The organism is Rheinheimera aquimaris, assembly GCF_020531985.1.
GTDB lineage: Bacteria > Pseudomonadota > Gammaproteobacteria > Enterobacterales > Alteromonadaceae > Alishewanella > Alishewanella aquimaris.
The window spans coordinates 24,754-44,877 of record NZ_JAJAVQ010000007.1; the positions used below are offsets into that span (position 1 = coordinate 24,754).

General features: G+C 51.3%; 20 protein-coding genes. 15 read left to right on the forward strand and 5 right to left on the reverse strand.

Annotated features, from left to right (window positions below):
- Positions 1 to 97 precede the first annotated feature (97 nt).
- A complete protein-coding gene (gene plsB / locus LHL18_RS18435) occupies positions 98 to 2,560 on the forward strand; it encodes a glycerol-3-phosphate 1-O-acyltransferase PlsB (RefSeq protein ID WP_226768186.1) in 2,463 nt (820 codons plus the stop codon).
- Here the strand turns inward: plsB and tesB are convergent.
- Positions 2,557 to 3,426 (reverse strand): acyl-CoA thioesterase II, encoded by an 870-nt coding sequence (gene tesB, locus LHL18_RS18440; RefSeq protein ID WP_134058695.1) that lies wholly within the window; start codon positions 3,424 to 3,426, stop codon positions 2,557 to 2,559. The genes plsB and tesB overlap by 4 nt on opposite strands.
- Before the next feature lie 70 nt (positions 3,427 to 3,496).
- On the opposite strand from tesB, the gene LHL18_RS18445 reads away from it, so the two are divergent.
- Both LHL18_RS18445 and LHL18_RS18450 read left to right on the forward strand, forming a co-directional pair.
- The gene (locus LHL18_RS18445) at positions 3,497 to 3,955 is read left to right on the forward strand and encodes an EVE domain-containing protein (protein WP_134058698.1); all 459 of its coding nucleotides are present in this window, start codon (positions 3,497 to 3,499) and stop codon (positions 3,953 to 3,955) included.
- A gap of 52 nt (positions 3,956 to 4,007) precedes the next feature.
- Positions 4,008 to 4,238 carry a hypothetical protein gene (locus tag LHL18_RS18450; protein WP_134058701.1) on the forward strand — a complete coding sequence of 77 codons (231 nt, stop codon included), beginning with the start codon at positions 4,008 to 4,010 and terminating at the stop codon, positions 4,236 to 4,238.
- 7 nt (positions 4,239 to 4,245) lie between these two features.
- Here the strand turns inward: LHL18_RS18450 and LHL18_RS18455 are convergent, their stop codons facing one another.
- Positions 4,246 to 4,743 (reverse strand): hypothetical protein, encoded by a 498-nt coding sequence (locus LHL18_RS18455; protein WP_134058704.1) that lies wholly within the window; start codon positions 4,741 to 4,743, stop codon positions 4,246 to 4,248.
- 66 nt (positions 4,744 to 4,809) lie between these two features.
- On the reverse strand, positions 4,810 to 6,549 hold the full coding sequence (locus tag LHL18_RS18460; protein ID WP_226768187.1) for a DUF885 domain-containing protein: 1,740 nt from the start codon (positions 6,547 to 6,549) through the stop codon (positions 4,810 to 4,812).
- A gap of 286 nt (positions 6,550 to 6,835) precedes the next feature.
- On the opposite strand from LHL18_RS18460, the gene LHL18_RS18465 reads away from it, so the two are divergent.
- The 12 genes from LHL18_RS18465 (at position 6,836) to LHL18_RS18520 (ending at position 16,386) form a co-directional block, all read left to right on the forward strand.
- Complete coding sequence (locus LHL18_RS18465) at positions 6,836 to 7,873, forward strand: GGDEF domain-containing protein (protein WP_134058710.1); 1,038 nt, start codon at positions 6,836 to 6,838, stop codon at positions 7,871 to 7,873.
- 75 nt (positions 7,874 to 7,948) lie between these two features.
- Positions 7,949 to 8,704: a bifunctional demethylmenaquinone methyltransferase/2-methoxy-6-polyprenyl-1,4-benzoquinol methylase UbiE gene (ubiE, locus tag LHL18_RS18470; RefSeq protein ID WP_226768188.1), complete on the forward strand. Its 756-nt coding sequence runs from the start codon at positions 7,949 to 7,951 to the stop codon at positions 8,702 to 8,704.
- Positions 8,704 to 9,312, forward strand: a complete 609-nt coding sequence (locus tag LHL18_RS18475; protein WP_226768189.1) for a ubiquinone biosynthesis accessory factor UbiJ — start codon at positions 8,704 to 8,706, stop codon at positions 9,310 to 9,312. Before ubiE ends, LHL18_RS18475 begins: the two co-directional genes overlap by 1 nt.
- On the forward strand, positions 9,312 to 10,937 hold the full coding sequence (ubiB, locus tag LHL18_RS18480) for a ubiquinone biosynthesis regulatory protein kinase UbiB (protein ID WP_319004183.1): 1,626 nt from the start codon (positions 9,312 to 9,314) through the stop codon (positions 10,935 to 10,937). The genes LHL18_RS18475 and ubiB overlap by 1 nt, the downstream gene beginning before the upstream one ends.
- An 82-nt stretch (positions 10,938 to 11,019) precedes the next feature.
- Complete coding sequence (gene tatA, locus LHL18_RS18485) at positions 11,020 to 11,262, forward strand: Sec-independent protein translocase subunit TatA (RefSeq protein WP_134058722.1); 243 nt, start codon at positions 11,020 to 11,022, stop codon at positions 11,260 to 11,262.
- Positions 11,263 to 11,577, forward strand: a complete 315-nt coding sequence (tatB, locus tag LHL18_RS18490; RefSeq protein WP_134058725.1) for a Sec-independent protein translocase protein TatB — start codon at positions 11,263 to 11,265, stop codon at positions 11,575 to 11,577.
- On the forward strand, positions 11,561 to 12,316 hold the full coding sequence (gene tatC, locus LHL18_RS18495) for a twin-arginine translocase subunit TatC (protein ID WP_134058728.1): 756 nt from the start codon (positions 11,561 to 11,563) through the stop codon (positions 12,314 to 12,316). The genes tatB and tatC overlap by 17 nt, the downstream gene beginning before the upstream one ends.
- The gene (locus tag LHL18_RS18500; RefSeq protein WP_226768190.1) at positions 12,316 to 12,837 is read left to right on the forward strand and encodes a hypothetical protein; all 522 of its coding nucleotides are present in this window, start codon (positions 12,316 to 12,318) and stop codon (positions 12,835 to 12,837) included. The genes tatC and LHL18_RS18500 overlap by 1 nt, the downstream gene beginning before the upstream one ends.
- Position 12,838: 1 nt before the next feature.
- Positions 12,839 to 13,645 carry a TatD family hydrolase gene (locus LHL18_RS18505; protein WP_226768191.1) on the forward strand — a complete coding sequence of 269 codons (807 nt, stop codon included), beginning with the start codon at positions 12,839 to 12,841 and terminating at the stop codon, positions 13,643 to 13,645.
- A gap of 1 nt (position 13,646) precedes the next feature.
- Complete coding sequence (locus tag LHL18_RS18510) at positions 13,647 to 14,381, forward strand: GGDEF domain-containing protein (RefSeq protein WP_226768192.1); 735 nt, start codon at positions 13,647 to 13,649, stop codon at positions 14,379 to 14,381.
- On the forward strand, positions 14,371 to 15,375 hold the full coding sequence (gene hemB / locus LHL18_RS18515; RefSeq protein WP_226768193.1) for a porphobilinogen synthase: 1,005 nt from the start codon (positions 14,371 to 14,373) through the stop codon (positions 15,373 to 15,375). Before LHL18_RS18510 ends, hemB begins: the two co-directional genes overlap by 11 nt.
- A gap of 18 nt (positions 15,376 to 15,393) precedes the next feature.
- On the forward strand, positions 15,394 to 16,386 hold the full coding sequence (locus LHL18_RS18520) for a D-cysteine desulfhydrase family protein (RefSeq protein ID WP_226768194.1): 993 nt from the start codon (positions 15,394 to 15,396) through the stop codon (positions 16,384 to 16,386).
- On the opposite strand, the gene LHL18_RS18525 is transcribed toward LHL18_RS18520, so the two are convergent.
- The gene (locus tag LHL18_RS18525) at positions 16,368 to 18,788 is read right to left on the reverse strand and encodes an endonuclease/exonuclease/phosphatase family protein (protein ID WP_226768195.1); all 2,421 of its coding nucleotides are present in this window, start codon (positions 18,786 to 18,788) and stop codon (positions 16,368 to 16,370) included. The genes LHL18_RS18520 and LHL18_RS18525 overlap by 19 nt on opposite strands.
- 49 nt (positions 18,789 to 18,837) lie before the next feature.
- Positions 18,838 to 20,121 carry a glycosyltransferase gene (locus LHL18_RS18530; RefSeq protein WP_226768196.1) on the reverse strand — a complete coding sequence of 428 codons (1,284 nt, stop codon included), beginning with the start codon at positions 20,119 to 20,121 and terminating at the stop codon, positions 18,838 to 18,840.
- Between the last annotated feature and the right edge of the window lie 3 nt (positions 20,122 to 20,124).

Below are 20,124 nucleotides of genomic sequence, written 5' to 3' on the forward strand. Positions count from 1 at the left end.
GGCATGCTACAATTGCAAGCATCTGTGCTGACGCACATTTTTCTGCACTACACTGACGTGCTATGCTAGGCGACTTTTTAACTGAGGTGAGTAGGCTATGTTCCGGCCGGTAAAATTGTTTGCAGCCTTATTAAAATGGCCTATGTGGCCGCTGCTGAAGTACAAAATTGTTCCCGAACAAGCTGTTTCAGAACTGGCGTTAGATAAAAACAGGCCATTCTTTTACATCTGCGCTACGGAGTCAGCAGCAGATTTAGCGGCAATCCGCCGTGTTTGTGGATCTCTCGGACTACCGGATCCGGCAGAGGATGTCAGCCTAAATGGCATCGAGCATCCACGGACGTTATTTCTTGAAAAACCCCATACTTTATGGCTGAAACGCGGAAAAACCACTGCACTGGCGCAAGGGCAGGCTTTGTTGCAGGCTCATCTTGATGATCCGGCACTGGATGCGCAACTGGTGCCTATTTCACTACTGTGGGGCCGGGCGCCGGGTAAAGAAAATAGCATTAAATGGCTATTGGGCGAAGCACATGCACCAAACTGGCTGGCGAAACTCTTAATAGTACTGATATCCGGCCGCCATACGCTGGTTAGGTTTAGCCGGGCCGTAGCACTGAAACAAATGGCCGCAGAATTTGGTGCCGAACAGCAGACAGCCCATAAGCTGCTGAGAATGTCGCGATTCCATTTTTACCGGCAACGGCTAGCTGCAACCGGCCCCAAACTGGTGAATCGCGCACAGTTGTTCAATGCGCTGCTGGCAGCTCCTGCGCTAAAAAAAGCGATAGAAGACGAAGCGAAGGCCAAACGTATATCTGTCAGTGATGCCCGGCAGGAAGCCAGAAAACTGTTGCTGGAAATAGCGGCAGATTACCGCGCTACGACGCTACGTGTGGGTGACCGGGTACTACGCTGGTTATGGAGTAAGTTATACACGGGTATAAAAATTAATAATGCTGACATGCTGCGGGATTTGGCGCAAAAGGGGCACGAAATAGTCTATGTTCCCTGTCATCGCAGCCATATGGATTATTTGTTACTAAGCTACGTCATTTATCAACAAGGCCTGGCACCGCCGCATATAGCTGCCGGTATTAACCTGAACTTTTGGCCGGCAGGCCCCATTTTCCGCCGCGGAGGCGCTTTTTTTATCAGGCGCAGTTTCAGTGGTAATAAGTTGTACTCAGCAGTATTTCGCGAGTATTTATGCCAGCTGTTTAGTAAGGGTTATTCGGTTAAATATTACACTGAAGGTGGCCGAAGCCGCACTGGTCGCTTATTGCAACCCAAAACAGGCATGCTGGCCATGACGCTGCAGTCGATGCTGCGGGGAATCGAACGGCCAGTAACACTGGTACCGGTTTACCTGGGTTATGAACATGTAATGGAAGTAAACACTTACCTGCGTGAACTTAAAGGTTCAGGCAAACAAAAGGAATCAGCCTGGGGAGTGATTAAAGCAATCCGCAATTTACGCGACTACGGTTATGGTTACGTGAACTTTGGTGAGCCAATAACACTGAATAATTATCTTAACCAGCATGTACCTGACTGGAAACAGGATTTGCATCCAATGGAGGTGCAAAAGCCTCAATGGCTGAACCCGACAGTGGCTCGGCTTGCCGACACTCTGATGCAGCGAATAAATCATGCCGCGGCACTTAATAGCATTAACCTGATAGCACTGTGTTTGCTGGCAACCGAAAAACACACGCTGACCCGACGTGAACTGGAGCAGCAGCTTGATTTTTACCTGCAGCTGCAACGTACGGTACCTTACAACAAACAAATGACGCTGCCGGAAGAATCAGCAGCACTGTTGATAGACCATGCGATACAATTACAAAAAGTGCAGCAGCAGCGTGACAGTTTTGGTGAGTTACTGAGCCTGAGCGAGGAAAATGCGGTGTTGCTAAGCTATTACCGCAATAACGTACTGCATGCGTATATTCTGCCCGCGATTATCGCCAGCGCTATTTTGCATCAACGTGACATCAGTCAGCAGCATTTACAGCAAATAGTGCAGCAACTATTTCCGCTGTTGCAGCAAGAGTTGTTTCTGAATGTCAGCGATGTAAACGCATACTGCACCGCAATACTGCAGCATCTGACTGATACCGGCCTTGCAGAACAGGTTGAGCAAAATTACAGAGCACCGGCACAAAACAGTAATGGCTATTTTATGCTCAGCATGCTGGCACATAACGCCGAACATACGCTGCAGCGCTACGCAATGGTGCTACAACTGATAGAGAGTCAGGGCGCGCAAAGCCGTGCTGTACTGGAAAAGCACAGCCACGAACTGGCTCAGCGCCTGCTTAGCCTGCATGGCATTACCGCGCCGGAGTATTACGACAAGCAACTGTTTGCCACTTTGGTTAATGCGTTAAAAGACGGCGGTTTTACGCAGACAGATGAACGCAGCCAGGTGGTGGCTACCGCTCAGCTGCCATTGTTAAACACCACTGTTGGGCTATTACTGCGTAACGATGTGCTGCAAAGCATTCACAGCATAGTCCCTGCCGCAAACCCGGCCACCGCTGCCATCACTCATTAGCGGCTGGTCGGATACGAACGGATAACCCCTTCCTGAATGGTAGACGCAACTAAGGTGCCGGCCCGGTTAAAAAACTGGCCGCGCACCAACCCCCGCCCGCCCGAAGCGCTTGGGCTGTCTACCGCATACAGTAACCAGTCATCAAAACGGAAATCCTGATGGAACCACATCGCATGATCAATCGTCGCGACTTGCATATTCGGCGCCATAAATGACTTGCCATGCGGCTGCAGCGCTGTTGGTAAGAAGTTGAAATCGGATGCATAGGCCAACATATATTTGTGCACACGTAAGTCATCCGGCATCGGGCCATTGGCTTTAAACCAGACATAGCGCCGCGCCGGGCTGACTTCCTGCTTGAACGGATTCTGAAAGTCCACCGGCCGCATTTCTATCGGCTTTTCGCAGATAAACTTACTACGCAAGCTCTCGGGAATTAACTGTGCGTGCTGCTGATAAAACTCCAAATCAGATACTAACTGCTCAGGCTCAGGCACCTGCGGCATAACATCCTGATGTTCGAAACCTTGTTCTTCCGCCTGAAATGAAGCCGTCATATAAAAAATGGGCTTGCCGTACTGGATAGCACTGACGCGCCGCGTGCTAAAACTTTTACCATCGCGGATATTTTCTACTTCGTAAACAATGGCTTTAGCCGCATCGCCCGGACGCAAAAAGTAGGAGTGAAACGAATGTACTTTTCGGTCTTCAGCGATAGTTTCTTTTGCTGCGGATAACGCCTGCCCCATAACCTGACCACCAAATACCGCTTTAAAACCCAGATCCTGGCTCTGGCCGCGATACAGTCCCTGCTCTATGGTTTCCAGCTTTAATAATGCCAGTAAATTCTGTAATACCTGACTCATGGCTGTCCCTTTTATTCTGTTTGGCTGAAGTATAATGGTATTCTGCCGCAAACGAAGGAGATCAGCAAAGATGAGCTACTGGTTATTTAAAACCGAACCGTCGGAGTGCAGTATCGATGATTTTGCCAACGCTCCGGACACACCGATAGTTTGGGAGGGTGTGCGCAACTATCAGGCCCGCAACATGCTGCGCGACGAAGTGCAAAAAGATGATCTGGTTTTTATCTATCATTCCAGTTGCAAACTGATCGGAGTAGCTGGCATTGCCCGCGTTGTCAGAACTGCTTATCCGGATCCAAGCCAATTTAGTGCAGCAAGTGCTTATTTTGACGCGAAATCCAGCCACGAGTCGCCGCGCTGGGTTGCCGTCGACCTGGTTTTTGTAGAAAAGCTGCCGGCTATTATTCCACTGGACAAACTTAAAAGCTTGGCTAAGCTAAGTGAACTGCCTTTGGTTCAGCGGGGCAGCAGACTGTCTGTTATGCCGGTAACACCTGAGCAGTGGCAGAGTATTTTACAGCAGCGTTAATGGCATAGTGATTGAGCCTGAAACCTGTAATCCCTGATGGTTGGAGCCTGTTATGTCACATGAAAGGCGCCAGATGGATAAGGATATACATTTTTTCTGGGACGATCTGAATCTGGCACAAAAATTTTCCGTTGCTGAACTGCAACGGTTCGGTTACGACTTACTCTTCGTTCGCCACATCGCTAATGGCAGCATGGCAGTATTAGCATCGGGTAGCAAAGTGGCGGCAATTGATATCGAAGGCCAAATTGATATTGAGCCTAAGGTAGTCCTACGGCATTGACAGCAGCCTACAGGCTGCTGACCTTTGCCTGTTTCTCTTCCTGAGCCAACAACGCAACGACCACACACAACTGCAGGTGAGACATCACGCTGTTGTTACGCCACAGTGATGTTAGCCGGCTGTGTTTTTGCATCATTTTCTCCAACTGACTAACACCTAACGTACTGTGCTTTTTGAGCTGCCCTGCCATAACCTGATGCGGCGTAACGGATTTACTACAACATTCTTTAACGACCGCAGGCAGGCTGATACACAACAGGCGGGCAAGCTGAACCTCATCTGCGGACAACACCGGATTAACCGGCTGATGAGATAGCTGCTGCTCTAACACCGCCCTTTGTTGCTCGGCAAGCTGATAGGTTGCTTGCTGCAGTTTCAGTAGCTCCTGCTCGCGCGCGTTCAGCTTTTGCTGCAATCCTTTATTGGTTTTGCCAATCTGTTCCATTTGCCACAGAATGTACAACATCACGACAACTAACACGCCGATAAACAACATCCAGACCATACTGCATTTGTTCCCTGCAAGCTGCACCAGGCACTGTTAGTGCCCTCTTTCTAACACCGGTACATATTATCCTTTTTCTGCAGCGATGTAACGCCGAACCTGCTGTTCTAATACGGCCAGTGGCAGGCTGCCATTACTCAGCACAACATCGTGAAACTCCCTGATATTAAACCGCTCACCCAATGCTTGCTCAGCTTCAGCCCGCAAGCGTTTAATGGTTATTTCACCGAGCTTGTAAGACAATGCCTGCGCCGGCCAGCTGATGTAACGATCAATCTCTGTAGTGACATTGTGCATTGATAACGCGGTATTGCTGGCAAGAAAGTCAATCGCTTGCTGCCTGCTCCAGCCCATGCTGTGCATCCCGGTGTCAACTACTAAGCGAGCCGCCCGCCACATTTCGTAAGTTAAGCGGCCAAAATTGCTGTACGGGTCCTGATAAAAACCCATTTCCAGACCCAGGTACTCGGCATATAACCCCCAGCCTTCGCCAAACGCAGAGGTATAAAAACTACGGCGATAATCAGGCAAGGCTTTCTGCTCGCGGGCCAGCGCTATTTGCAAATGATGGCCCGGCACCGCCTCATGCAACGTCAGCGCCTCCATTTCATAGAGAGGACGTCTGTCTAACCGATAGGTATTAACCCAGTAAAAGCCAGCCTGGTCATCACGCGACGGCCCGGAGTAACGACCAGTAGTATATTTAGGCGCAATTTCCGCCGGCACCGGTACCACGCCATAAGGAGTGCGAGGCAAGGTTTTAAACAACTTAGGTAATTGAGCATCAGATTTCTTCGCCAAAAACGCAGCATAGCGCATTAACTCGTCCGGTGTTTTTGGGTAGAACTGTGGGTCTGTGCGCAAAAACTGAATAAAGTCAGCAAAGCTACCCTGAAAACCCGTGTCGGCAATAACCTGCTGCATTTCAGTACGAATGCGCTTAACTTCATCCAGCCCAATCTGATGCACCTGAGCCGGCGTCATGTTTAGCGTAGTGTAATGCTGCAGGCGGTTTTGGTAATACGCTTCACCCTGCGGTAATGCACTGGCAGCAATAGTATCTCGCGCTGCCGGAATATACTGCTCTACCATAAAATCATAAAACGCCTGATAAGCAGGGTTCACCGCAGTGCGGATTTGCTCAGCTGCTTCGTGCCGTAACTGCTGCCATTGTTCGGTACTGACATAAGCCGGTTTGGTTTGAAATGGCTTAAAAAACACACTTTGTTCAGGCTCAGTGATATACGAAATAATACTTTGCTCGAAGCCTTTCAGCACCGCTTTAGGTTGAGTCATCCCGGTAGCCAATCCTTGCTGCATCCAGGCGGTCTGCTGCTGCATATAGCGTGGAATGGCGGAAAGCTGCTGAATATAAAGCTGGTAATCATTCACGCTACCAAAGGTTGCGCGTTGGGGTAAAAACCCCAAGCTGGTATGAAAGCCTGATTCTGACGTCAGCGGCATCAGATGTGCTCCGTAACGATATTCATCAATATCGTCGGCCAAACGGTAACTTAAGATGGCGTGATTAATCTGGTTCTGCTCAGACAGCCTGTTCACATCAACCTGCTGCAATTTCTTTTGCCAGCCCAGTCGTTGTTTATTGCGCATAGCCAGTGCTTCAGGCGACATATCCGTCAGTCGTCCGGGCTCTTCTTTGTTAAGTTGCTGCTCTGCCTGCCATAATTGCGCTGCCAGTTCAGAAAACGCGGCATCAGGTTGTTGTTGCGTGGTCGCACAACCGGCCAACATCATTGTCAGGCCAATGTTCAGCATCAGCACTTTAATAGTAGGTGTGATTGTCATTCTGGTTTTCCCACCGTAGATAAAAGACAGCCCGATTGTAACGACTTTATATCGACATTACAGTTAGCTTAACTGACGACAGCAGCCTTTAGTCGTTTTCGTGAAATGCCGTTTCGCTGCTCATAAATAAGTCAAAGTGCTGTTATTTTCTGCGCACCGCCCAACGATAGCGCCAGAGCTGTTGCCAGTTAATTAAATTCGCGTACTATGGCTTTGGGATTTTTTGCGTTAACATCAATCTGGCATCGGATTAATAATAACAATAACCGGAGTTTTGTGTGATCTCATGAAGTATCACGATTCGATACAACAGGCTGGCGAAAAAGCAGCGCAGGTTAAATTATTCCTGCAGCGTGCTAATCTTGCCGCTCATCCTGTTAATTACGCGGTATGTTATGAGTATATCAGCGGACACAACTCTCAGCTGTGCCAAATTATTGAACAAAAGCTGTCAGCCAGAGCACCTCTGGATGATTTTATTATGGCGGATCTGTATAGCCGCTTTCTGGCGCCCGCCAACCCGCAACAGGAACTGATGCTACAGGAAGCATCAGGTATGGTAAGCCGGATGGCTGCCTACACAGATGTTGCCGCAGAGCAGCTGGATGACTATCTGCTGCACTTAGATCACAGTATGCTGCAAATACAGCAGACCAAACCAGACCCGGTACTACAGCCTATTATCAACCAGCTACAACAGACAACTGCTGAATTCAGGCTCAGCCAACAGCAAATGCAACAGCAATTACTGCTGGCAAACCAGCAGAGTCATCAGCTGCGGCATGAGTTGGAGCAACTGAAACAGCAACGCTTACTTGATCCTCTTACCGGCTTATATAACCGCCTCGCCATGCAAAATCAGCTGGATCTCTGGTTTAGTGAACAGCCAGGCCGGCGTATTGCCGCCATAGCAGTCAATCTTGATCATTTCAGTCGCTTTAATCAGGAATACGGCAATACGATAGGCGACGTTATCCTGTCAAAAGTAGCACGCAAGATAAGCAGCTACGTTCAAAGTAGTGGTTTACCCGTTCGCTCCGGCGGTGAAGAGTTTTTAATCCTGCTGCCGGATGTTGACCTGCGCAGTGCCAGCGAAATAGCAGAGCAGGTACGTCGTGGCGTTGAAAAACTGCGGTTTGTCTCCTCACGTAGTAAGAAGACACTGCCTAAAGTGACCATATCACTTGGCGTTTCTTTATATCAACAGAGTGAAAACTGGTACCAGTTTCTTGGCCGCACGGCAGAAGTGCTTCTGCTGGCGAAAAAGCGGGGCCGTAATCAGGTAGCCAGCGAATTAATGCTTGCCGACGGCGCTCTTGCATAAAAGCCAACAGATAAGTTGGCCTTGGCAGCGTTATCTTTTACACTAGCCGCATTTAGTTGCCGACAGGTGCGCCGCATGACAGATCAAAACTCCAACACCACTCACTTTGGTTATAAAACGGTTGCCGCCGAGCAAAAAGTATCGATGGTCGCTAACGTATTCCATTCGGTTGCCGCCAAATACGACTTGATGAATGACCTGATGTCGCTGGGGATCCACCGCCTGTGGAAACGCTTTACCATTGACTGCAGCGGTGTGCGGGCCGGGCAACAGGTATTAGACCTGGCGGGAGGCACCGGTGATATTACTGCGTTGTTCTCAAAGCGGGTTGGCCCTACCGGCAAAGTGGTACTGGCTGATATTAATGCGTCGATGCTGAATGTGGGCCGTGACAAACTGCGTGATCTTGGCTTGGTAAACAACATTGAGTATGTGCAGGCCAACGCAGAAGCCTTGCCTTTCGCCGACAACAGCTTTGACATCGTCAGCATTGGCTTTGGTCTGCGTAATGTCACCGACAAAGATGCCGCATTGCGCTCCATTTTTCGGGTGTTGAAGCCTGGTGGCCGTCTGCTGGTGCTGGAGTTCTCCAAACCCGAGCATGATTGGTTGAGCAAAGCCTATGATTTATACTCATTTAAACTGTTACCCGCTATGGGGCAACTGGTGGCAAACGATAAAGAAAGCTATCAATATCTGGCAGAGTCTATCCGGATGCATCCTGATCAGGAAACCCTGAAAGGCATGATGCAGACGGCAGGCTTTGCAGAGGTGAGTTACCATAATCTTACCGGTGGTATTGTCGCCCTGCACCGCGGTTATAAGTTCTGATGTTACCCTTGCTGCCTCAGTTATTCTGTGCTGTAGCAGAGAAAGTGCTGGCCAGATTGATTGCTATGGATCCACAGGCCAAAGCCAGGTTAACCCGGCTTAGTGACAAGCAATTATCCTTTCGTCTGCGAGAATGGCCTACAACACTGGTGATGACGGTTAGTGGCGGTAACATCCTGTTTAACCAGCATGATAATCCGGTAGACTGTGCAATACAGACTGACCTAGCCAGCCTGCGCTTACTGCGAGATCCTAGCCAATTGACCCGGTTGATTAAAGCCGACGCTCTACAAATTGACGGTGATATTCAGGTAGCACAGCAGTACAGCCATTTTTTTCAGCAGCTAAGCCCGGATTGGCAACAAGCTCTGTCTGGTTATGTTGGCGATGCGCCGGCGCACAAAATCGCCCGCAGTCTGCAACAGGCTCACGCCTATTTCAGCAACAAAGCTGAGGCGCTTGGCCAGATGAGTACTGAGCTGGCACAAGACGAACTGAAAATCAGCCCAGCCCCGACAGAACTTGCCCAGTTCAGTGATGCTGTCAGCCAGTTATCAGCGAGGGTCGATAAGCTTCAGCAGCAACTAAACGCCCTTCAGGAGTCCTAGTGCGTATTAGCCGTTTCTACCATATTCAGAAAACCCTGTTGCAATTCGGGCTGGACGAACTTATTCCACCACAGTGGCAACCCTGGTATGCCAGGCTGTTTCGTCGCAGCCTGTTCTGGCTGCGTAACCGCCACCCACTGCAACCGGTCGGCGTGCGGTTACGGCTGGCTTTACAAAGCCTCGGGCCGGTATGGGTGAAGTTTGGTCAGATGCTGTCAACACGGCGTGATTTGTTTCCACCCCACCTTGCCGATGAGCTGGCCAAGCTGCAGGACAAGGTTCCCCCTTTTGATGGTGCACAGGCACAGCAACTGATTGAGCAGGCGCTGGAGCTGGAAGACATAGCACAGTTATTCAGCGGCTTTGAACAAACTCCACTGGCATCAGCCTCTATTGCTCAGGTGCACAGCGCCCGGCTGATCCAGCCTGACGGCAACCTGGCAGATGTTGTGATCAAAGTCATCAGACCGGATATCCGTCAGCAAATTCTGGCAGATTTGGCGTTGATGGAAACGCTGGCGGATGCCGCCGCCAGGTTTTTACCCGACGGTAAAAGGTTACGCCCACGCGAGGTGGTATCAGAATACCGTAAAACCATTCTGGACGAGTTGGATCTGCAGCGTGAGGCAGCTAACGCTATACAGCTGCGGCGTAATTTTGATAATTCAGATTCATTGTACATTCCGTTCGTGTACAGCGATTACAGCCGTCCCAACGTGATGGTGATGGAGCGCATTTACGGCATACCAGTATCGGATATCGCTGCCTTGCAGGCACAGGGCACAGATATGGAGCTGCTGGCAAAACGTGGTGTTGAGGTGTTTTTTACCCAGGTGTTTCGCGACAGTTTTTTTCATGCAGACATGCATCCGGGCAATATTTTTGTCTCGCGCGACAATCCGCAAAACCCGAAGTACATTGGTATTGACTGTGGTATCGTCGGCACCCTGAATGCTGAAGACAAACGCTATCTGGCTGAAAATTTCGTGGCATTTTTTAACCGCGATTATAAGAAGGTAGCGCAGCTGCATGTCGATTCTGGCTGGGTCCCCGCCCACACCAAAGTCGAAGAGTTTGAAAGCGCTATCCGCACCGTCTGCGAGCCAATTTTCCAAAAGCCTTTAGCAGAGATTTCATTCGGCCATGTTCTGTTAAATCTGTTCAATACTGCGCGCCGGTTTGACATGCAGGTGCAGCCGCAGTTAGTGCTGCTGCAAAAAACCCTGCTGTATATCGAAGGACTCGGCCGTCAGTTGTACCCACAGCTGGATTTGTGGAAAACTGCCAAGCCATTTCTGGAAAACTGGGTCAAACAACAGGTCGGCCTACCGGCTATCTGGCGTCAGGTCAAAGAAAATCTGCCGTTCTGGGCAGAGAAGCTACCACAAATGCCAAACCTGCTGCACCAATATTTGGAACAAGGGCCGAAACAACAACGCCAGTTACTGCAACAACTGCAGCATCTGGCTGTACAACAGCGTAAGACCAGACAACAAATTATTGCGGCAACCTTTGCTGCGGCACTATTGATTAGTGCTAGTATGTTGCTCTGCTTTGACAACCTTGTATCTTCGGCTGTGTTGTTTGCAGCCAGTGTGATATGCGGTAGCAGAGCCTGGCGCTGAACCGGCGGATAATAAGACTGTCACAATAAAGACATACACTGATTGCAGTACCACATTGCATGACCAATAAAGGGGATTAACCATGTTAGGCAACATCAGTATCTGGCAATTGCTTATTGTACTGGCCATTATCGTGCTGCTGTTTGGCACAAAGAAATTACGCGGTATCGGTTCAGACTTAGGCTCTGCCATCAAAGGTTTTCGCAGTTCAATAAAAGACGAGCCGCAGGACGAAGAGCAGCCCTCAGCGCAGTTATCTGACAAAGCAAAGTCAGATGCTGAGCACGCGAAGACAACACAATCTGCTTCAAAAGATAAAGTGTAAATGGGTTTCTGGGAACTGGTTGTCGTTGGTGTAGTTGCCCTGCTGGTGCTGGGCCCCGAGCGCCTGCCCGGCGCGATCCGCTCCGTCAACAAAACAGTGCGCAGCATCAAGCAGTTCGGTCAGCAGATGCAGGCCGAGCTGAATGCTGATTTACGTGCGCACGAACTGCATCAGAAGTTAAAAGATGCTGAAGCCAAGGGGCTGATTAATCTTACTGAGCAGGAAAAAGCCGCTCTGGCAGAACTGAAGCAGGCTGCAGCTGATGTAAACACCCCACTGCTCAACAATGAAAAGAACCATGAGTCTGAACGCTAATCCTGATAGCCTGTTGGGGCATCTTATTGAGCTGCGCAACCGGCTGTTACGTTGTGTTATTGCTGTTATCGTCGTTTTTGCAGCACTGGCTGCGTTCTCCCAGGATATCTATCATCTGCTGGCAAAACCGCTAATGGCCGTATTGCCGGAAAACAGCAGCATGATAGCGACAGATGTTGCTGCACCTTTCTTTGCGCCGTTCAAGTTAACCTTCATCGTTGCCATCTGTTTTGCTATTCCGTATATCCTGCTACAGGTATGGCAGTTTATTGCGCCCGCGCTATACAGCCGTGAAAAGAAACTAATGGCGCCGCTGGTCATCAGTAGCACTTTACTGTTTTATGCCGGTATAGCCTTTGCCTACTTTGTTGTATTTCCGATTATCTTCGGCTTTTTCACCAGTGTTGCGCCTGAAGGCGTAACCGTTGCTACAGATATCAGTAACTATCTGGATTTCGTGCTGAAGCTGTTTTTTGCCTTTGGTCTGTCCTTTGAAATTCCGGTAGCCATTTTGCTGATGGTCTGGACGGGTGTCAGCACCCGCGCCGATTTAGCCGAGAAAAGGCCCTATATTATCGTTGGCGCTTTCGTGCTGGGTATGTTATTAACACCACCGGACGTGTTGTCACAAACACTGTTGGCAGTGCCGATGTGGTTATTGTTTGAGCTTGGCCTGGCGCTAAGCCGTTTTTATCAGCCTGATACAACAGAACAATCAGAAAAACAGGAACAGAAGTAATGAAACAGTTTGCCTTGATGATCTTACTAGGTGCCGCCACACAGGTTCAGGCTGCCATTCCAGCGGAGCAGGCAATTGAGCTATGCCGGGCAGAGCAAAATGCGCTACGACGCTTGAATTGCTACGACGCCATTTCAGCGGATACCTCTGTTGCCGCAGCTGCGCCTGTAGCTCGCGCAACACAATCAGCAGCACCGCAACAACCGACTGTTTCGCAGCCTCAACCTGCCGCTCAGCCTGCGCCAGCAGCCACTGCTGAAAGCAGTTTTGGTCTTGAACACAAAAAGTCATCAGAACAAACCACAGATAAGATATACGTCACCGTTAAAACTGTTTCCGAAAACAAGCAGCGAGAATTAGTCGTGGAATTTACCAATGGCCAGATCTGGCGCCAGCGCGGCAATGATTACTATCAGATCAAAGCTGGCGAAAAACATTATATTAAACGCGGCGTGTTAGGGTCGTTTTTCCTTGGTAACGACGATAACAACCGGACTATACGGGTAAAACGCGAACAATAATATGCATGCCTGGTGCGATATCGGAGTAAACCTGTTCAGCGGTCAGTTTGACACTGACCGTGAGGCAGTGCTGCAACGGGCCGCCGATGCCGGTGTCGTCCAATTAATATTAATTGGCAGCGACCTGGTAGAAAGCCAGCAGAATATCGCTTTTTGCCACCAACATAGCGGCTGCTTTACTACAGCCGGTATCCATCCGCATCAGGCAGCAGGCACAGCTGCTGACTACCTGCAACAATTGACAACGCTGCTGCAAGACCCCAAGGTTATTGCTGTTGGCGAATGCGGTTTGGATTTTAATCGTGACTTTTCCCCCCGGCCGGTACAACAACAGGTTTTTGCCGAGCAGTTGCAACTTGCTAACACCGTGGCTAAACCGGTATACCTGCACCAACGCGACGCCTTCGAGACCCAACTGGCTATCTTGAAAGAGTCGCAAGTCAGCCGAGGTGTAAGCCATTGCTTTACCGGCGACACCGCGCAGTTAAAAGCCTGGCTTGACTTAGGTTTGTACATCGGCATCACAGGCTGGCTGTGTGACGAGCGCCGCGCATCTGAGTTGCGACAGGCATTGCAGTATATTCCACTGGACCGGCTGCTGCTGGAAACAGACGCGCCCTATCTGTTACCGCGTGACCTTACGCCTAAACCTGCCAGCCGCCGTAACGAACCTGCCCTGCTGCCACACATTGGCGCTACTGTTGCGCGGATGTTACAACTGGACATTGCCAGGCTGGCAAGACAAACTGTCGACAATTGCCGCAACTTGTTTCAGCTTGAAGGCAGACTGCCGGTGACGGGGGAATAACATGAATGAGCTGCTTTTTCTCTTTATAGCTGGCAGCATAACAGGCGCCTGTCTGGCCGGTGCCTTTGCCCTGAGTAAGGTGCGGCGTTTGAAGCAGGCCGCAGCAGAGTTGGAAAACCAGCTACGCAGCCACAGTTTCGAGCTGCAGATCACGCTCGATGAGCTGGCAGAGAAAAACCATTTGCTGCAGCAGCAAACGCAAACCGATACGCTGTCGGGTATCTACAACAGAGCTTACTTCGACCGGCGTATGCGGTCTGAACTCAAACGCAGCCGGCGTGAACAACGTTCACTGGCTCTGGTGCTTTTGGATATCGATCATTTTAAACGAATTAACGATAATCTGGGGCATCTGGCCGGCGACCATGCCATTAAGTTTGTTGCAAACGTGATACAGCAGCAATTGAAGCGGCCGGCAGACAAACTGTGCCGCTACGGCGGCGAAGAATTTGCGTTGATCCTACCGAATACCACCTTACAAGGTGCCAGACAGTTAGCAGAACAAATTCGCCATAGTTTAGAAAATGCAGAGCAAAAAACTGAGCCCGCGTTTCATCTGACACTGAGCGCAGGCTGTTACGCCGCCGTACCAGGCGTGCAAAGCGATAACGATGAATATATCCGCTTCGCTGATTCTGCGCTGTATCGCGCCAAAGCCGCCGGCCGTAACCAGGTACACAGCTATCCGGCCGCAGCCGCTTTTAGTGCAACATCAGGAGAAGTAAATGAACACTAACCGCTATTTTCCAGCGAGCCGCATGCGCCGTATGCGTGAGCACGATTTCAGCCGCCGCCTGATGGCAGAGTATCAGCTTACCGTTAATGATTTGATTTACCCGATGTTTATTATTGAAGGTGATAATAAGCGCGAAACCATAGCGTCTATGCCGGGAATTGAAAGACTGAGTCTGGATTTACTGCTCGAAGAAGCTAAGCAGTTGGCCGCACTTGGGATACCGGCCATTGCATTGTTCCCGGTAACGGCAACTGAGAAAAAATCACTGCAGGCAGAAGAAGCCTGGAACCCTGATGCACTGGCACAACGGGCCGTGCGTTTATTGAAAAAGCATGTACCGGAACTTGGCATTATCACTGACGTCGCGCTGGATCCGTTTACCACACATGGCCAGGACGGCATCATCGATGATAACGGCTATGTGCAAAACGATATCACCACTGCTGCTCTGGTAAAACAGGCGTTATCACATGCCGAAGCCGGTGCAGATGTCGTAGCACCCTCGGATATGATGGATGGCCGCATCGGCGCAATTCGTGAAGCTCTGGAAGACGCGGGCTTTGTGAATACCCGTATCATGGCGTACTCAGCAAAGTATGCGTCAAGTTATTATGGCCCGTTTCGCGATGCAGTCGGTTCTGCCGGCAATCTGAAAGGCGGTAATAAAAAAACCTACCAGATGGACCCGGCCAACAGCAATGAAGCGTTACATGAAGTTGCGCAGGATCTGGAAGAAGGTGCCGACATGGTCATGGTTAAACCCGGCATGCCATACCTGGATATAGTACGCCGGGTAAAAGATGAATTTGGTGTACCGACCTTTGCCTATCAGGTCAGTGGCGAGTACGCGATGCACATGGCTGCCATTGAAAATGGCTGGCTGGCAGAGCAACCGGTCATTATGGAGTCACTGCTGGCGTTTAAACGCGCCGGCGCTGATGGCATTCTGACGTACTTTGCTAAGAAAGTGGCCATCTGGTTGCAGCAGAAATAAGCGACAGGGCCGCAGGCTATGCCAGCATTTGACCAGATACCACGCCTGACACTGGCGCATTTACCCACCCCACTGGAACAGGCGCCGCGTTTATCGGCGCAGCTGGGTATCGACCTGCTGATAAAGCGCGATGACTGTACCGGTCTGGCCGGTGGTGGCAACAAAGCCCGCAAACTTGAATACTTACTCGCGGATGCAAAACGCCTTGGTGCAGATACACTGGTTACTATTGGCGGCTTGCAGTCTAATCACGCCCGGCAGACGGCAGCAGCCGCCGCCCGGTTTGGTTTCGCCTGTGAGCTGGTGTTGCAGGATGTCGCCGGTACCCCAACGGCAGACTACGCCAGCAATGGTAATATGCTGTTCAACCATCTGTTGGGGGCAAACATACATCAGCTGGCGCTGACAGACGATTGTCAGCAGTATGCGGCAACCTTAATGACAGCGTTACAGCGTCAGGGCAAGCAGCCTTATCTGATCCCCATCGGTGGTTCCAATGCCATTGGCAGCCTCGGCTATGTGCGCTGTGCGCTTGAACTGGCTGAGCAGCTACGCCAGCTTAATACAGTACCACAGCAAATAGTCGTAGCAACCGGTAGCGCCGGTACCCAGGCGGGCTTACTGGCTGGCCTGATGCTGGCCGGGCTTGATATTCCGGTGTTAGGTATCACTGTCAGTCGCCCGGCCGTGCAACAACAGCAGTTGGTGTTGCAGCTGTTACAGCAGGTATTACCGCTGATTGGGCTCGACCCGGATCAGGCGCAGGGTAAAGTGGATGCTAATGGCGACTACTATGGTGCAGGTTACGGCATCATGACACCTGCCACCGTCAATGCGCTGCAGCAAACCGCGCGGGCTGAAGGTATACTGCTGGACCCCGTCTACACCGGCAAAGCAATGGCCGGCGTGATGGATTTATGCCAACGCGGTATTATTGACCAGGGGAGCCGCCAGCTCTTTGTGCATACCGGCGGCAGCCCGGCGTTAGCTGGCTACGCGTCTGTGCTGTAAGTTTCTGGCTGTGGCAACCGTAGCTGCACTAACAAAGGTAGATGGTCGGATGCCCGCTTTACCAAATCAGAAGCAGGTATCTCTACAGCCGTCACCGCCAGCTGGCTGCTGACAAAAATATGGTCGATGCGGGCTGCTGCAAAACGGCTGGGGAAAGTGCCGGCCGGCCGGTGGCTGGCCAAAGCCGCCTGCGCGTCCTGCAACCGGGCGCCAAGCCGCTGACATACTGCTGAATTCGGCTGGGCATTCAAATCTCCGCAAAATATTACCGGTCCCCTGCACTCTGGATGGCCCAGCCAATCCTCGCTGAGCAGGCTGTCTATTTGCGCAAGCCGTTCACGGCTGTTCAGGCCAAGGTGTGTATTAATAACCTGCACTTGTTGGCCTTGATAAGTTACCTCAGCCAAAATAGCCCCCCTTGGCTCCAACCCCGGTTTGTCAGCTAATCCCGGCAAAGGCCCGGCTTTAATCAGTCGCAGTGGCAGATGGGTTAAAATGGCATCGCCATATTGTTCTTCCTCCAGATGCATTGCCGGGTGAAAATGAAACTCCATCTCCAGTTTGCGCGCGATTAAACGGGCCTGATCCATCCCTAAACTACGGTCACGGCCAAGATCCAACTCCTGCAGCGCAACAATATCGGGGTTAGCCTGTGCTATGACGCGGGCGATGCGCTCGACATCAACCTTGCCATCCAGCCCAATGCAGCTATGCACGTTGTACGTCATCACGCGCAGGTCATTGCCGGAAGTGGCTCTTACCTTGTCACGCGATACCGGCTGACTGGTTGTACGGCGCATATATTGCAGTGCAGCCTGATATAAATCGTGCGGCCGCATATAGCGGCTGCCTGCCGGTGGCAGCGCAACATCAGCAGGCAGCAGCGCAAAACCTGTGGTCTCCTCCGGTGTGGCACCGGCGTGCGCGCCATTCTCATCAGCAAAGGTTAATGGCGTCAGCCCATCGCGCCAGCCCATCACCACCAGATCACCGGCATCGGCATGCTGACATAATCGCAGCAAATCATCGCTCAGGCTGTCCAGAAACGGATGCTCGGCACCGAATAACTTAGCCGCGTCTTTTGGTAAATAATAATCCCCATCGCTGGTCGTGGCGCGCAAACACTGCTCGCTTTCAACCGTTAGCACTATCGGTACCTGATAACGTGTTGCCAGCTCAGTCGCTACAAAATGCAGTTCCTGCTCTGACAGCGGCTGCGGTGCATAAATATGGCCAACCGGCCCCAGCGCTGCCACTTTGACTACGCCATCCGTGTCATTGTCTTCACTGCGTTCTACCGCAAATACACGCTGCACCCGCTTGCCACCCAGTAATCTGACACGCTGGGTCTGAATACCGCCTTTTGCTGCAGGCCGTGCCAGAGGTGACTCAGACGAGAGCTTGTCGAAGCACTGCTCTACTGCATGTTGTAACGGATAGCCATGTAGCTGGCTGTACTGACTGACTTTTGCCTGACCATGATCAGAATGGATCCAGACTTCATAATTACGCCATTCAGAGCGGTGCGCAGCACGCCATAATCTGGCGATGCTATCGTCGATGCCTTTTAACGTCCAATGCGCAAAGCGGGACGAGGGCCCGCGCCGGTGTGACTGCTCGTCGTAGCCAAGAAAATTAATATGTACTATCGGCATACCGCGGCTAAGGTCAATCTTACCGCCGATAACACACAGTTCACGCAACACTATAGAGATCGCAACCCGGGTCGGTACAAACTTCAGCTCGGTCAGAAAATCATGTCCTTTTACCTGCCCACGGAGAAAGTCGCGCAGTGCCAGGCCGACCTCCAGACAAAACAGACCGGCAATACGCAGCACACTGTAAAAATTGGTAATAAACAGCACCAGCAATACCAGCGGGTTGGCACTACGCAGAGCAGACCCCCAACCCAGGGAAGAAGCACAGAAGTGTGATTCAGCAGCACCGCCGGTAAACATGTCAGCATAGACACTGCCGTCTTTTAATAGTGCCGCTTTGGTTTGACCGGCCAAGCGCTGTTCTACCTGTGCCGCAGTATCAGGTTGTAGCATCCTCACTATCTTGCCGGTACGGTGGTCACAAAAAGAGAAGGCTGGCACGGCCCCGGGGATACCATAAAATAACTCAGCCTGTACCGCCGGCGTCGTTGCTGGCAAACCAGAGTACTGAGCATGCAGGCTGTAATGTTCCCGCTGTAACAAACGGCGTAAAAACGGCATTTCGCCGCTGTCCAGCGCCCGCTGCAATTCAATTTTGGACAGGCCGTCTATTTGCAGCATAATCAGCCCCGGCCGCACGGCCGACCCTTTTGAAACCGGTAATTGTAATAGCCTCGCCAGCCAGCGGCTGCGGCTTACTGCCCGTCTTAACCAGCGCAGCCATACTGAAACCCGAATTATCATACTCCTCCGCCTTACACCGTTATCCCGGTAAAAAGTGATTAACTGCCCGCTACTCCTCAGTGGTAGCAAATAACGTGCTGCCAACCGCAGCCGTGCCGGCTTCAGCCATGCTGCGCAGGATATCCCATTCTGCTTTTACCCAGGCCAGTGCATCCTCCCAGTCCCGCTCTCCCCTTGGTGTACCCGGCTGATGCTCAGCCAGAGCCCGAAAGCACTGCAAGGCTTTTGCCGCAGAGCGCGACATAGCATGCTCTTCTGCTGTCGCCTTTGCGCCCTGCTTTAATGTTTCACGTTGCTGCGCTGTCGCCGCCGTTATTTGCTTCAGCGCGCCGGCAAAGGCTGCAGTCGTGTGCTCCTGTATTAGCAAGCCATTGCGCTCGTGCTGCACCACTTCGCGTACACCGCTGGCATCCAGCGCAACCACAGGTAGCCCGGCTGCCATTGCTTCTGTCAGCACTATACCTTGCGTTTCGCTGCACGAAGCGAAAGCAAAAATGTTCATTGCGTGTAACGCATCTATCAGGGCTTGCTGTTGTAAAACACCGGTCATATGTAACCGGTCGGCGACGCCGGCCTGGGTAAAGATTTGTTCAATTTCCTGCTCCGACGGGCCAGCACCAATCACCAGAAAGTGTACTTCGGGCTTTTCTACGGCGACATTTGCTACAGCGTGGGCCAAAAAGGCCAGGTTCTTCTCGGGTGCCAACCGCCCTAAGTGTCCAATTACTGTGGCATCTGCGGCAATAGCATATTGCTTGCGTACAGCTGCGCCGTCACCGCTGGCAAAGCGCTGCGGGTACACGCCGGTGGGTACCACTGCTATCGGCGTATTAACACCGCGCTGCTGCAGTAAGTCTGCGATACTCTGGCTGGGAGCAATCACCTGATCGCACAAATTGGCATAACGGGTGGCAAGCTCCACCGCAAAACGCTGCATGGTAGAAGAATCGCCAGGCACATAGTGGGTGTACTGCTCGTACAGCGTATGATGGGTAAATACTAACGGGATCTGACGGTAACGTGCTGTACGCAGCGCCGTCATGCCAAGTAAAAACGGGTGCTGCGAATGAATAATGTCAGGCGAAAATTCATCGAGCACTTCGCTCAACTGATCAACAAATGGCAGCGCCACAGAGAAATCGCTGGCATTAAAGTTCTGGATGGCTGCAACGCGGAATACATCCGTTTCATGCTCTGGCATATTGGCAAATTCCGGTGCCACCACCAGTACTCTGTGCCCCAATTTGCGATATTCCGCCACAAAGGCTTCAACAGAGCGGGCGACCCCACCCACATGAGGCGTAAAAGTGTTGGTAAAGATTGCAATGTTCATCCG

Coding starts and splice junctions, on each gene's coding strand:
- plsB (WP_226768186.1), top strand. CDS start 98: ATGTTCCGGCCGGTAAAATTGTTTGCAGCCTTATTAAAATGGCCTATG.
- tesB (WP_134058695.1), bottom strand. CDS start 3,426: ATGAGTCAGGTATTACAGAATTTACTGGCATTATTAAAGCTGGAAACC.
- LHL18_RS18445 (WP_134058698.1), top strand. CDS start 3,497: ATGAGCTACTGGTTATTTAAAACCGAACCGTCGGAGTGCAGTATCGAT.
- LHL18_RS18450 (WP_134058701.1), top strand. CDS start 4,008: ATGTCACATGAAAGGCGCCAGATGGATAAGGATATACATTTTTTCTGG.
- LHL18_RS18455 (WP_134058704.1), bottom strand. CDS start 4,743: ATGGTCTGGATGTTGTTTATCGGCGTGTTAGTTGTCGTGATGTTGTAC.
- LHL18_RS18460 (WP_226768187.1), bottom strand. CDS start 6,549: ATGACAATCACACCTACTATTAAAGTGCTGATGCTGAACATTGGCCTG.
- LHL18_RS18465 (WP_134058710.1), top strand. CDS start 6,836: ATGAAGTATCACGATTCGATACAACAGGCTGGCGAAAAAGCAGCGCAG.
- ubiE (WP_226768188.1), top strand. CDS start 7,949: ATGACAGATCAAAACTCCAACACCACTCACTTTGGTTATAAAACGGTT.
- LHL18_RS18475 (WP_226768189.1), top strand. CDS start 8,704: ATGTTACCCTTGCTGCCTCAGTTATTCTGTGCTGTAGCAGAGAAAGTG.
- tatA (WP_134058722.1), top strand. CDS start 11,020: ATGTTAGGCAACATCAGTATCTGGCAATTGCTTATTGTACTGGCCATT.
- tatB (WP_134058725.1), top strand. CDS start 11,263: ATGGGTTTCTGGGAACTGGTTGTCGTTGGTGTAGTTGCCCTGCTGGTG.
- tatC (WP_134058728.1), top strand. CDS start 11,561: ATGAGTCTGAACGCTAATCCTGATAGCCTGTTGGGGCATCTTATTGAG.
- LHL18_RS18500 (WP_226768190.1), top strand. CDS start 12,316: ATGAAACAGTTTGCCTTGATGATCTTACTAGGTGCCGCCACACAGGTT.
- LHL18_RS18505 (WP_226768191.1), top strand. CDS start 12,839: ATGCATGCCTGGTGCGATATCGGAGTAAACCTGTTCAGCGGTCAGTTT.
- LHL18_RS18510 (WP_226768192.1), top strand. CDS start 13,647: ATGAATGAGCTGCTTTTTCTCTTTATAGCTGGCAGCATAACAGGCGCC.
- hemB (WP_226768193.1), top strand. CDS start 14,371: ATGAACACTAACCGCTATTTTCCAGCGAGCCGCATGCGCCGTATGCGT.
- LHL18_RS18520 (WP_226768194.1), top strand. CDS start 15,394: ATGCCAGCATTTGACCAGATACCACGCCTGACACTGGCGCATTTACCC.
- LHL18_RS18525 (WP_226768195.1), bottom strand. CDS start 18,788: ATGATAATTCGGGTTTCAGTATGGCTGCGCTGGTTAAGACGGGCAGTA.
- LHL18_RS18530 (WP_226768196.1), bottom strand. CDS start 20,121: ATGAACATTGCAATCTTTACCAACACTTTTACGCCTCATGTGGGTGGG.